This is a genomic window from Neisseria sp. P0006.S009 (genome assembly GCF_051962915.1).
Classification (GTDB): Bacteria; Pseudomonadota; Gammaproteobacteria; order Burkholderiales; family Neisseriaceae; genus Neisseria; species Neisseria subflava_E.
Genome location: NZ_JBQCUV010000001.1, coordinates 342,054 through 353,533, shown reverse-complemented (window position 1 = coordinate 353,533; position 11,480 = coordinate 342,054). Strand labels below are relative to the sequence as shown.

The 11,480-nt window shown below is 48.4% G+C and carries 12 protein-coding genes; 3 read left to right on the top strand and 9 right to left on the bottom strand.

All coding sequences use genetic code 11. The annotated features are described in order from the left end of the window. The first annotated feature begins 162 nt into the window (after nt 1-162). The gene (locus ACTHTK_RS01695) at nt 163-726 is read left to right on the top strand and encodes a peptidylprolyl isomerase (RefSeq protein WP_004519955.1); all 564 of its coding nucleotides are present in this window, start codon (nt 163-165) and stop codon (nt 724-726) included. 122 nt (nt 727-848) lie between these two features. Further along, complete coding sequence (gene ygfZ, locus ACTHTK_RS01690) at nt 849-1,706, top strand: CAF17-like 4Fe-4S cluster assembly/insertion protein YgfZ (RefSeq protein WP_440378272.1); 858 nt, start codon at nt 849-851, stop codon at nt 1,704-1,706. Between the two features lie 493 nt (nt 1,707-2,199). On the opposite strand, the gene ACTHTK_RS01685 is transcribed toward ygfZ, so the two are convergent. Genes ACTHTK_RS01685 through alaS form a run of 3 tightly spaced genes read right to left on the bottom strand, consistent with a single transcriptional unit; the run spans nt 2,200 to nt 6,539 of the window. After that, on the bottom strand, nt 2,200-2,895 hold the full coding sequence (locus ACTHTK_RS01685; RefSeq protein WP_440378270.1) for a DarT1-associated NADAR antitoxin family protein: 696 nt from the start codon (nt 2,893-2,895) through the stop codon (nt 2,200-2,202). A 2-nt stretch (nt 2,896-2,897) separates the two neighbouring features. After that, a complete protein-coding gene (locus ACTHTK_RS01680; protein WP_440378269.1) occupies nt 2,898-3,590 on the bottom strand; it encodes a DarT ssDNA thymidine ADP-ribosyltransferase family protein in 693 nt (230 codons plus the stop codon). A 57-nt stretch (nt 3,591-3,647) separates the two neighbouring features. Further along, the gene (gene alaS, locus ACTHTK_RS01675) at nt 3,648-6,539 is read right to left on the bottom strand and encodes an alanine--tRNA ligase (protein WP_440378268.1); all 2,892 of its coding nucleotides are present in this window, start codon (nt 6,537-6,539) and stop codon (nt 3,648-3,650) included. Between the two features lie 250 nt (nt 6,540-6,789). On the opposite strand from alaS, the gene ACTHTK_RS01670 reads away from it, so the two are divergent. Next, nucleotides 6,790-7,920, top strand: a complete 1,131-nt coding sequence (locus ACTHTK_RS01670) for a polyamine ABC transporter substrate-binding protein (protein WP_440378267.1) — start codon at nt 6,790-6,792, stop codon at nt 7,918-7,920. Nucleotides 7,921-8,086: 166 nt separating this feature from the next. On the opposite strand, the gene ubiE is transcribed toward ACTHTK_RS01670, so the two are convergent. The 6 genes from ubiE to ACTHTK_RS01640 form a co-directional block, all read right to left on the bottom strand. Continuing rightward, nucleotides 8,087-8,824 (bottom strand): bifunctional demethylmenaquinone methyltransferase/2-methoxy-6-polyprenyl-1,4-benzoquinol methylase UbiE, encoded by a 738-nt coding sequence (ubiE, locus tag ACTHTK_RS01665; protein ID WP_004519946.1) that lies wholly within the window; start codon nt 8,822-8,824, stop codon nt 8,087-8,089. Between the two features lie 29 nt (nt 8,825-8,853). After that, a complete protein-coding gene (locus ACTHTK_RS01660) occupies nt 8,854-9,213 on the bottom strand; it encodes an MBL fold metallo-hydrolase (protein ID WP_107723380.1) in 360 nt (119 codons plus the stop codon). Nucleotides 9,214-9,235: 22 nt separating this feature from the next. Next, nucleotides 9,236-9,667: a gamma-butyrobetaine hydroxylase-like domain-containing protein gene (locus ACTHTK_RS01655; protein ID WP_107723379.1), complete on the bottom strand. Its 432-nt coding sequence runs from the start codon at nt 9,665-9,667 to the stop codon at nt 9,236-9,238. Nucleotide 9,668: 1 nt separating this feature from the next. After that, nucleotides 9,669-9,902 (bottom strand): hypothetical protein, encoded by a 234-nt coding sequence (locus ACTHTK_RS01650; protein WP_063068666.1) that lies wholly within the window; start codon nt 9,900-9,902, stop codon nt 9,669-9,671. A gap of 76 nt (nt 9,903-9,978) precedes the next feature. Beyond that, nucleotides 9,979-11,268, bottom strand: a complete 1,290-nt coding sequence (locus ACTHTK_RS01645; RefSeq protein WP_107723378.1) for a CAP domain-containing protein — start codon at nt 11,266-11,268, stop codon at nt 9,979-9,981. A gap of 68 nt (nt 11,269-11,336) precedes the next feature. Then, nucleotides 11,337-11,468, bottom strand: coding sequence for a hypothetical protein (locus ACTHTK_RS01640; RefSeq protein ID WP_256388404.1), 132 nt, complete (start codon nt 11,466-11,468; stop codon nt 11,337-11,339). Nucleotides 11,469-11,480: the final 12 nt, after the last annotated feature.

The window sequence follows — 11,480 nt, the reverse complement described above, 5'->3', positions numbered from 1 at the left end:
AAAGGGAATGATAAAGAGCAAGAATTTGTTTTTTATCCCTTTCAGACGGCCTGATTTGATTGCCTTATGTTTTTTGCTTGAAAAATCTTACATGTTTTTTATGGATTTCACGCGAAACAAGGTTAATATTCCATTTTCACAATACATCATTCGAGAAAACATATGAAAAAATCCATCAAACTCACCCTGTGCGCCCTCGCACTGTCACTCTCCGTGCAAGCGCAAGCGGTTACCCATGCCGTGATTGAAACCAATATGGGTAACATCCAACTGGAATTGGATGAAGTCAAAGCGCCGAAAACTGTGGCAAACTTTGTCAATTATGCCAAAAAAGGTTTTTACGACAACACGATTTTCCACCGCGTTATCGACAATTTTATGATTCAAGGCGGTGGATTTACCGAGAAAATGGTTCAAAAATCCACCGATAAAGCCATCAACAACGAAGCAGACAACGGCTTGAAAAATAACGTCGGCACCATCGCCATGGCGCGCACCGGCGATCCGAATTCCGCAACCAGCCAGTTCTTTATCAATACGGCTGACAACGACTTTTTGAATTTCAAAAGCAAAACTCCTCAAGGCTACGGCTATGCCGTTTTCGGTAAAGTTACTTCCGGCATGGACGTTGTCCGTAAAATCAGCAAAGTGAAAACAGCGACACGCGGTTTCCATCAAGATGTACCGACCGAAGCCGTGATTATCCGTAAAGTCAGCATTAAATAATTTTGATTGCTTGAATCCAAACAACAGGCCGTCTGAAACATTCAGACGGCCTGAATTTATTTATTTGATAATAAGCGGCAATTTGGGCGATAATTCAGCATCTACTATTTAAGGAGTCGATTATGCAAACCCGCCTGCCTTTTTTCGGCGTTGTCCGTGTCAGCGGTGAAGACAGAGCTTCATTTCTTCATGGTCAATTATCCAACGATATTAATAATTTAGCTATCGGTCAGGCATGTTACGCCACATACAATACACCTAAAGGCCGTGTGTTGTCGAATATGCTGGTCGTCAATCGCGGAGAAGATTTACTGTTGGTCATGGCTCAAGATTTGACCGAAGCCATCGTCAAACGCCTGAGAATGTTTGTCTTGCGTGCAAAAGTCGTCTTCGATCTGATGCCTGATTTAGCAGTCAGCGGCGAGTTGGCAGACAATGCAGAGCCTCATCCTGCTGCCGAACCGCAATTGTCTTTCCCAGCCCAAATTCAAGAAAACACCGTAGAAATTGCCTTGCCGCACACAGGCCGTCTGAAAATTTCAGCAGCCGAAAACGCAGACGAATATCAAGCAGAAGCCGAAAACGCGTGGAATCTGCACGAAATCCGCAGCGGCTATCCGTGGATTTGCGCCGCAACCAAAGAAGCGGCTGTTGCCCAAATGCTCAACCAACACATCATCGGCGCAGTCCATTTCCGTAAAGGCTGCTACTCAGGTCAAGAAATCATCGCCCGCGCCCAATACCGAGGCCAAGTCAAACGCGGTCTGGCCGTATTAAGCGGCAATTCTTTAGAAGCCGCCGGTATTGCCGTCAAAGTCGGCGAGGAAGAAGCAGGCGTCATCCTCAACACAGCACTGACTGAACAAGGCAGCCTCAGCCTCGCCGTTATCAAGTTTTCCGCAGTAGAAGCAGCATTGACCGATGCAGACGGTAATGCTTTGAAACAGGAAGCACTGTTTTTTACAGTTGATAAAGATTGATGTTAGATGATTGAATAAAAAGCTTAAATATCAGCTTGAAATGAAAACAGAAAGGCCGTCTGAAATTCAGACGGCCTTTGATATTGAGTTTTGTTGGTACATGACCCAAGCAGCGTTTGCTACCGACTGAATTACGGCATGGTTTGGGATCATTTGGTAACAACAAAAACCGCGTGCGTGCGTACCGCACACACCCTACACCTCAATCTTAAGGTTTGCGTCGCCCGCAGTGGTAGGGTGTGTGGTCTAGCCACGCACGCGGTTGACAGGAGTGCGGGCTACGGCTTGCTTCGATTTTTGAAAGTGCAGGCAACTTTTGATAAAGAGAGGCCGTCTGAAAATTACTTTTCAGACGGCCTTTGATATTACGGGCGATATGAGGATTTCATTGGGTTATGGATCAAGCTGCGTTGCTGCCGACTGAATTACAGCATGGTTTGAAATCATTCGGTAACAACAAAAACTGCGTGCGTGGCTATGACTTGCTATGGATTTAAATCAAGTCCATTGCAGCATTATTAACTCTAAAGTCCTGATAAATGGTTAAGAAATCTTGTTGTGATTTCAATACATCGCGTAAAATACCACGTTTATACAAAGCACAGAACAAAGCAACCGAATAGGCTTGGCAGTTGATGGATTTTTCAGGGTTGAATTCGATATCGCTGAATGCGGCATAAGAAAGCAAACCTTCATGATATTCTTCATGTTGTTTTAAAGCATTTATATATACCCAGTCGTAATAGGCGGTTAGCGGATTCAGGCTCCATTCTTTATCTTTTTTTCCATTAGGGCGGAAAGCAATTAATTTTCCAGACTCTTTCAAACGTGGGTCTTTTTTGGCTTCGCGGGATGATACTTTGAGCAGATCCAAAAACTGCTTATCGCCTTCAAACACTTTGCTGCTCTGAAAAACGCATTCCACGCTAGCAAGGGGTTTACCTGCTGCGGTCAAAACCATCAGGTTGAACGCACTCAAAGCTACGCCTAAAGGCTCTTTTGACTTACTGGAAATTTCCAAAATCGGGCTTAGGTTTGAATCTTTTTTCAATGCGGCAGTGTGGAGAGAATGGATGGATTTTTGCTTTTGAGAAACGGAAAAACCAGCAAACCATTCAAAATCAACCATATCAGTCCTTACTAAATAATTTCCTTCAGTTTGAGGAATATAAATCGGTCTTGTTGCCATAATTATCTCCAATTGACGTTTTCCCTAAATCCATAAAAAATATGTTTGAAGTTTTTTTCAACCCATTCCGCATTGGGGAAGAAGGCAAAATCGGGATAATCATCCTTTAATTTTGAAGCAACATCTCCAAATTTCCAATGAAAATAACATTCAAAAATATAATTGGTTGATATATTATTAAATACCAAAACTTCAGCCTGAACATCAGTTGGTAAATAAGCTTTTAAATCTACTGAGCGAGAAATATTCTCTATTTCAAATCTCGTCTCTCGAATCACCGTATCGTCAAACATGGCCTCAAAAGCAGCAGCGGTTTGAAAGTTTTCAACAGGTCTGTGGTTTAACCCGGCGGAAGCAGCGTTGGTCGGATAAAAGGCACAATCACATTCCCATAAGATATCAGGACGTAATAATAAGAATACCCAATCTTCATCAGAGTACTTCTTCCTTTTGTGCCATAACATCTTATTATTGGGAAACATAATGCTTAAGCAAGAAGCATTTTTCCCATCGGCACGACATAAGTCGGGAAAAATAAATCCCGTCCCCAAAGATTCATTCAATTGTTTTGCTTGTAGGGGAGGAATAATGCCATATTCTAAAATGCTCTTTAGATTTTTAATATGGGTAAAATGTACCAGCCACTCAATCCCACGTTCTTTTGCCCTTATTTTAATTTGTTCTTTATTATCCATATTTTCCCTTTGTATAAAAATGACCCGAAATATCATTTCAGGTCATTCTACTATCATTTACAGTTTCTCTCTAACCCAGCCTTCTGCTGAATCCAGCATTGCGCCGACTTGGGATGCATCCGTTCCCCCTGCCTGTGCCAAATCCGGTCTGCCACCGCCTTTGCCGCCGACTTGTTCGGCTGCAAATTTAACCAGATCGCCTGCTTTGACTTTGCCAGTCAACGGTTTGGATACGCCTGCGCACAGGGAGACTTTGCCGTCGTTGACTGCGGCGAGCAATACGATAGCTTGTTCTGATTTGCCGGTCAGGTCGGTCACGATTTCGCGCAGGGCTGCGGCATCGGCTTCGATTTGGGCGGCAACGAGTTTGGCTGCGCCTAGGTCTTTTGCATCGTCCAAGAGTTTGGCGCCTGCGTGGACGGCGAGTTCGGCTTTGGCGCGTGCCAATTCTTTTTCCAATGCTTTGGCGTGTGCTGCGCCTGCTTGGATTTTCGCCAGTACGTCTTTTTCGGTCTGGGCTTTGGTTTCGGCAATGATGTCTTTAACCAAACGCTCTTGTTCTTGCGCCCATTTGAGTGCGTTCAGGCCGGTGATGGCTTCGATACGGCGTACGCCTGCGGCAATACCGCCTTCGCTGATGATTTTGAAGAGGCCGATGTCGCCGGTGCGTGAAACGTGTGTACCGCCGCACAATTCGGTAGAGAAACCGCCCATTTGCAGTACGCGTACTTCATCGCCGTATTTTTCGCCGAAGAGCATCATGGCGCCGGTTTTTTGGGCATCTTCCATGCTCATAATGGCTGCGTTGACGGCAACGTTGGCCAAGATGGCTTCGTTGACGCGGCGTTCTACTTCGGCGATTTCTTCGGCAGTTACCGCTTGAGGATGGGAAATGTCGAAACGGGTGGATTCGGCGGTAACCAAAGAGCCTTTTTGTTCAACGTGTTCGCCCAATACATCGCGCAGGGCTTTGTGCATCAAGTGGGTTGCGCTGTGGTTGCGCATATTGGCATTGCGGATTTCGTCATCCACTTTGGCGGTAACGCTGTCGCCGACTTTCAGACGGCCTGAAGTTTGTACGCCGAATTGGCCGAATACGGCCGCTTTGATTTTTTGGGTATCGAGTACTTCAAAGCGGTTTTCGCCTGCGAAGATATAGCCGACGTCGCCGACTTGACCGCCGGATTCTGCATAGAACGGGGTAAAGTCGATAACGACGGCACCTTCATCGCCTTCGTTCAATTCGTTGACTTGCTCGCCGTCTTTGTAGAGGGCGAGGACTTTGGATTCGGTTTGGCGTTCGCTATAACCTTTAAACTCGGTGTCTTGACCTTCGTAAGGAAGTTGGGCGTTGGCTTTGAAGCTTTGTGCGGCGCGTGCGCGTGCGCGTTGGGCTTCCATTTCGCGGTTGAAGCCTGCTTCGTCCAAATCGATACCTAATTCACGCGCCATGTCAGCGGTCAGGTCGTAGGGGAAGCCGTAGGTGTCGTAGAGTTTGAAGATATGTTCGCCACCGATAACGAGTTTGCTGTTGGCAATGTTGTCCATCAAATAGGCATTCAAGGTTTCGGCAAACGGTTTTTCCGCGTCGGGAATATGGGCGGTTTCCAAAGCAGCCTGCAAATCGATATACATGCCTTCGTTCAGGCTACCTGGCACTTGGGGACGGATAACGATTTGCTTTTTGCCCGAAGCGGCACGGGAGGCGGCGGTGAATTCCACACCCTCTGCGGTTTTCAATGCCAGTGGTTTGCCCGCACCATCTTGCGGCAGTAGGCTTTCCAGTTTCAGGAATTTCATGCCGTTTAACACTTGGTTGAACAAACCCATGCCTTTTTCCAACGTTTCACCAAATCGGCTTTCTTCCGCGCGCAGGGCTTCCATAATCTGCGTCTGTTTTTCTTTCAACTCGGGATAGGCGTCTCCCATTGCTTTCACCAAGTCGGGCACGAGTTTGTAGAAAAACGCCTGTTTCTGACCCAGTTTGTAGCCATGACGCACAGCGCGGCGGATAATGCGGCGCAATACGTAGCCGCGGCCTTCGTTGGAAGGCAATACGCCGTCTGCAATCAGGAACGAGCAGGAGCGGATGTGGTCGGCGATGACTTTCAGACTTGGTTCTTCCATGCTGAAAGGCGCGCCGGTTTCGCGGGCAACGGCTTTGAGCAGGTCTTGGAACAAGTCGATTTCGTAGTTGCTGTGGACATGCTGCATGACGGCGGCCATACGCTCCAAGCCCATGCCGGTATCGACGGATGGTTTAGGCAGCGGATTCATATTGCCTTGTTCGTCGCGGTTGAACTGCATGAATACGCAGTTCCAAATTTCGATCCAGCGGTCGCCGTCTTCTTCAGGGCTGCCCGGAATGCCGCCCCAGATTTCTTCGCCGTGGTCGTAGAAAATTTCGGAGCAAGGGCCGCAAGGGCCGGTATCGCCCATTTGCCAGAAGTTGTCGGATGCGTATTTCGCGCCTTTGTTATCACCGATGCGGACGATGCGCTCGGCAGGCATGCCGATTTCGTTCAACCAGATGTTGTAGGCTTCGTCGTCTTCTGCGTAAACGGTCGCCAAGAGTTTGTCTTTAGGGATGTTCAACCATTCTGGGGAAGTCAGGAATTCCCAAGCGAAGTGGATCGCGTCGCGCTTGAAGTAGTCGCCGAAGGAGAAGTTGCCCATCATTTCAAAGAAGGTGTGGTGACGGGCGGTGTAGCCTACGTTTTCCAAGTCGTTGTGTTTACCGCCTGCGCGTACGCATTTTTGCGCGGTAGTGGCGCGGTTGTAGGGGCGTTTGTCAAAGCCGAGGAATACGTCTTTAAATTGGTTCATGCCTGCGTTGGTAAACAACAGGGTCGGGTCGTCGTGTGGCACGAGCGAGGAGGAGCGGACGATGGTGTGGCCTTTAGATTCAAAAAATTTCAGGAATTTTTGGCGTAGTTCGGTGGTTTTCATAATGTCTCGATAAAATTTTTACAAGGATTTCAGACGGCCCGGACGGCGCGTTGCGATTAAAAACGAATGGGCGTTATCTTACCGCAAAACCATATTTCAAGCTATCGGCAGAAAGGTTTTAAGTTGGCTGCAATCCGTCTTTCAGACGGCCTTAAGCGGGGCGATATCTTTTAACAATGAAGCCTATCCGCTCGGGCTTGCCTGCTTTATAATGCCTCTCTATTTTCAACCGGATACGCAAGGAATGATAATGACCAAACATCTGCCCCTCATCGTACTGACTGTGCTGGCACTGGCCGGCTGTGGCGGCTCGGACAAAACTTCTGCCGACAAAGCGGCTCAAACCGATAATCAAAAGGTATTGAGCATTTACAACTGGTCGGAATATGTCGATCCCGAGACGGTTGCCGCGTTTGAAAAAAAACACGGTATCGCAGTAACTTACGATGTATATGACAGCGATGAAACGCTGGAGAGCAAGGTATTGACCGGCAAGTCGGGTTACGACATCGTGGGTCCTTCCAATGCGTTTGTCGGCAGGCAGATTAAGGCAGGTGCGTATCAGAAAATCGACAAATCCTTGATTCCAAACTATAAAAACTTGAATCCTCAGTTGATGAAGCTGATGGAAGGCGTCGATCCGGGGCATGAATATGCGGTGCCGTTTTATTGGGGTACCAATACTTTCGCTATCAATACCGAGCGTGTGAAAAAGGCTTTGGGCACGGATCAGCTGCCGGACAATCAATGGGATTTGGTGTTTAACCCCGAATACACGTCCAAACTCAAACAATGCGGCATCAGCTATTTGGACAGCGCAGCGGAAATTTATCCTATGGTGTTGAACTATATGGGTAAAAATCCAAACAGCAGCGAAACGGCGGATATCAAGGCAGCTACGGAAGTCTTGAAGAAAAACCGTCCGTACATCAAGCGTTTTACCTCGTCCGGTTTTATCGATGATTTGGCACGCGGCGATACTTGCGTAACGATTGGTTTTGGCGGCGATTTGAACATTGCTAAACGCCGTGCCGAAGAAGCAGGCGGCAAGGAAAAAATCCGTGTAATGATGCCGAAAGAAGGCGTGGGGATTTGGGTGGATTCGTTTGTGATTCCGAAAGATGCCAAACATGTGGCCAATGCCCATGCGTATATCAATGATTTCTTAGATCCTGAAGTTGCGGCGAAAAACGGCAATTTTGTTACTTATGCGCCGTCCAGCAAACCGGCTCAAGAGCTGATGGATGAAGAGTTTAGAAACGACAATACGATTTTCCCGACCGATGAGGATTTGAAAAACAGCTTTATCATGGTACCTATCCAACCGGCGGCGTTGAAATTTATGGTCCGCCAATGGCAAAGCGTGAAAGCAGGGACATAAGCTGATTTGAACGTATTAAGGCCGTCTGAATGGTGTAATCGAGATATTTGATTTCGTTTTACGGCTGTTCAGACGGCCTTTGGTTCGTGTTAGATTGGCTTGGATAAGGTTTAAAAACAAAGGGCGTGTCTATCAATCACGCACTTTGTGTTTGTTTCAGACGGCCTTAGAATTTCACACCTTTATGCAGGGCGACGATGCCTGCGCTCATGTTGTGGTAATCCACGCTGTCGAAGCCTGCATCCAGCATCATTTGTTTCAAGGTTTCTTGGTCGGGGTGCATACGGATGGACTCGGCAAGGTATTGATAGCTGTCGGCATCTTTTGCAATCAGTTTGCCCATAATCGGTAACAGTTTGAAAGAGTAGAGGTCGTACACGCCTTCCAAAGGTTTGTACACTTTGGAGAATTCCAACACCAGCAGGGTGCCGCCCGGTTTCAATACGCGGTACATTTCTTTCAGCGCGGCATCTTTGTGCGTCATATTGCGCAGGCCGAATGCGACGGAAACCAAATTGAAATAGTTGTCGGGGAACGGCAATTTTTCAGCGTCTGCCAATGATACGGGCAGAATCATGCCTTCGTTGAGCAGGCGGTCGCGGCCGACAGTCAGCATGGAGGAGTTGATGTCTGTCAGCCAAACTTCGCCTTCTTTGCCCACACGTTTTGCCCAGCCTCGGGACAAATCGCCTGTACCGCCGGCGATATCCAATACTTTGTCGCCTTTTTTCAGGCGCGCGGTATTGATGGTGAAATGTTTCCAAACACGGTGCAGACCGCCGGACATTACGTCATTCATAATGTCGTAGTTTTTTGCCACGGAGTGGAAGACTTCGGCAACTTTGCCTGCTTTTTCGTCTTCGTCAACGGTAGAGAAGCCGAAATGGGTTTTGTGGTCGCTCATAGTGTCTGCCTTCTTAAAATAATACGGATTCAGATATTGAATACGTCGAAATCGCCAACCACTTTCGACGCGGGAAATATAGTTTGTGCCTGCTGCTCCAGCATCAGGCGTTGCTCTTCTTCGGTATGACGTGCGCTGATGTGGGTCAGGTAGAGTTGTTTCACATTGGCTTGCAAAGCCAGCTTGGCAGCATCGGATACGGTCGAATGGAATACTCGTTCCGCTGTCTCTTCATCGTTTGCCGCAAAGGTTGCTTCATGCGCCAAAACGTCTGCGTTTTGTGCGGCGCGCACTGCATGAGGACAGGCTTTGGTATCGCCGAAGATAGCCGCTACCCGTCCTTTTTTAGGCGGGGAGGAACGCTTTGCCGTCAATGATTCTGCCGTCATCCAATGTCGGCTTCGCCTTTTTTCAGACGGCCTTTCCGCCGCAACCGCCGCTACCGCAGGAATGTGTGCGTTTGGGTTTCAAATCTTCGGCACTTGGCGTTCTGGACGCGCCGGCTTTTTCGAGGCGGTCGAGATAGTCTTGCCAAAGTGCATCTTGATTATTCGCTAGTCGGTAGAGATAGTCCCAATCGTAAAGGCCGCTGTCGTGGCCGTCTGAAAAAGTAATTTTCAAGGCGTATTGGCCGACGGGGTCTAAATCGGTAATACTGACTTCGGCTTTGCCTGTTTGCAAAACATCTTGACCTGGACCGTGTCCGCGCACTTCCGCGCTGGGTGAGTACACGCGCAGGTATTCGGCAGGAAGGCTTTTGGCACCGTCAACATAGACCAAAGTCAGTACGCGCCGCTCTTGCTGGAGGCGGATTTCTTGTGGGATTTTATCGGCTTGGGTCATGTCATGCTCCGTTCTTTTTACGCAAATAGGCAACGCGTACAGAAAAAATACCGCCAAGTACGGCAAACAACACGATTGCGTAGAGTGAAAGCCGTATCAGGCTTACTTGTGTGCCCGCCGTCAACCCCAAGGGCAGCAACATCACGGCAACGAACAGTAAAAACGCGGCCAACATGACGGCAATGCTGGCAAAGGCATAGCGGGTATTGGCTGCTGTTTGCGGATGTTTGGTCATATTGGATAGCTTGCCGTAGGGTGGTGAGGCGGTATTTTATCAGTTTTTTGGTGCTTCATGCCGTCTGAAAACGGCTTTATTTCCATAAATAAAGTGTAATGGCGCGCCTGTCTTCGCCTTCGGGCATTAAGCGGATGCTGCTGCCTTTGCTTCCGTTGACACGGATAATGATACCGCCGGCCTGCCGCTCGATAATGTCGAGTTGGGTGTCGCGGTTCATGCGGTAGTTGTAGCGTTCGCATTGCTTCAAGCACCAAAAATCCTGCCAATGGATAAAATATTTTTGTCCGGATTCGATGGCCAGCGTTTCGCCGCCTTTGACGATGAAATAAGGATAATCGGGTTTTTGCGTGCTGAATGTCCATTCGGCCGTTCTGTTTTTTCCGTTTTGACGGTATTGGAACACGGCACGGTAGTCGGTATCGTATTCCAAAGGCTGTAAAGGAAACAGCGCGAATTGGCGGTCGGTCAGGAGGCGGTTTGGGTCATTATCTTTATCTAAGATTTTGACGTCTTTGATTTCTTTTGTGTCCTGATACAGTTTGAACGAACGCATTTTGACCGGGGGCGATTGTTCTGAGAACGCGATGCTGACCGGATTGCCGGTCATTTCATAATGCGGCATAGGGTCGGGACGCTCGCCGTGGAAAACCGGCGAAGCGAAATTGCCTTGCGGATAGGTAATGTAAGGCCGGAGTTTGCGGTTGGAGATTTCATCCGCATAAACAATGGCATGGCCATGACAGGCATCTTGATAAAACGAACGGCTGAGGTCGGATAATGGGCGGTTTTTTTGGCAGAGGCTGTTGAATCTGCTGTCGCCCTGATTGATGCTCAACGCGATTTGTTTGCCTTGAGATTCAAACGCCGCACCGGCCTCGTCGATATTTTGATCGAGCAAGGAGAAACGGTGGTAAATCGCCGTCATCAGGTTGTCCAGCTGATGTTGGGCAGGTAGGTGGTCGTTGATTTTTTCGTTTGGCGGGTGTTGGCCGGTGCTGACGTTTTCGTGTACGCCTTTATAGGCATAACCGGCTTTGCGCGTGCGGTCGGATGGGCGTGGGCCTGTATAAAAGGGATTGCGTGTATTGTGTTCGTCATGTCCGTCGTCAGGGTTTTGCAGCAGATAGCGGGCATGATTGCGCGCGGCGCGTTCGAGTGTGGCCGAGTGCGCCAGTGCGGGCAGATTGGCTGAGGCGCGGAGGAAGTTTAAATACGCCAAGGCGTCAAAATCGGCAACAGCGGTACGATTTTGCGGCGGTTGGGCGTAGATGAGCTGGTCTTCGGAATAGCGATGGGTTTCGTAGTATTGGAATATGCCGAGGGCGACGGCAAAACCGCCCAGCCAGTAAAGAATGTGTTTCATTATATGTACTGCGTTCAGACGGCCTTGAGCTACGGCTTTTTCCCCTTGAGACTCATGCCGCTGAATGATTATTTTGATAGCGGCTTGACTTGGAAAGCTTCAGGATGGGATTTGAAATATTCGACAGCGATAAATCCGCCGCCAATAATAATCAGTAGGGCAATGGCCATGCCGATCATCGCTAAAATGAATTTGTCCATATTTGTCCGTTT

Excerpts from the sequence above, each read along its gene's own strand:
- ACTHTK_RS01695 (WP_004519955.1), top strand. The coding sequence starts at position 163 with ATGAAAAAATCCATCAAACTCACCCTGTGCGCCCTCGCACTGTCACTC.
- ygfZ (WP_440378272.1), top strand. The coding sequence starts at position 849 with ATGCAAACCCGCCTGCCTTTTTTCGGCGTTGTCCGTGTCAGCGGTGAA.
- ACTHTK_RS01685 (WP_440378270.1), bottom strand. The coding sequence starts at position 2,895 with ATGGCAACAAGACCGATTTATATTCCTCAAACTGAAGGAAATTATTTA.
- ACTHTK_RS01680 (WP_440378269.1), bottom strand. The coding sequence starts at position 3,590 with ATGGATAATAAAGAACAAATTAAAATAAGGGCAAAAGAACGTGGGATT.
- alaS (WP_440378268.1), bottom strand. The coding sequence starts at position 6,539 with ATGAAAACCACCGAACTACGCCAAAAATTCCTGAAATTTTTTGAATCT.
- ACTHTK_RS01670 (WP_440378267.1), top strand. The coding sequence starts at position 6,790 with ATGACCAAACATCTGCCCCTCATCGTACTGACTGTGCTGGCACTGGCC.
- ubiE (WP_004519946.1), bottom strand. The coding sequence starts at position 8,824 with ATGAGCGACCACAAAACCCATTTCGGCTTCTCTACCGTTGACGAAGAC.
- ACTHTK_RS01660 (WP_107723380.1), bottom strand. The coding sequence starts at position 9,213 with ATGACGGCAGAATCATTGACGGCAAAGCGTTCCTCCCCGCCTAAAAAA.
- ACTHTK_RS01655 (WP_107723379.1), bottom strand. The coding sequence starts at position 9,667 with ATGACCCAAGCCGATAAAATCCCACAAGAAATCCGCCTCCAGCAAGAG.
- ACTHTK_RS01650 (WP_063068666.1), bottom strand. The coding sequence starts at position 9,902 with ATGACCAAACATCCGCAAACAGCAGCCAATACCCGCTATGCCTTTGCC.
- ACTHTK_RS01645 (WP_107723378.1), bottom strand. The coding sequence starts at position 11,268 with ATGAAACACATTCTTTACTGGCTGGGCGGTTTTGCCGTCGCCCTCGGC.
- ACTHTK_RS01640 (WP_256388404.1), bottom strand. The coding sequence starts at position 11,468 with ATGGACAAATTCATTTTAGCGATGATCGGCATGGCCATTGCCCTACTG.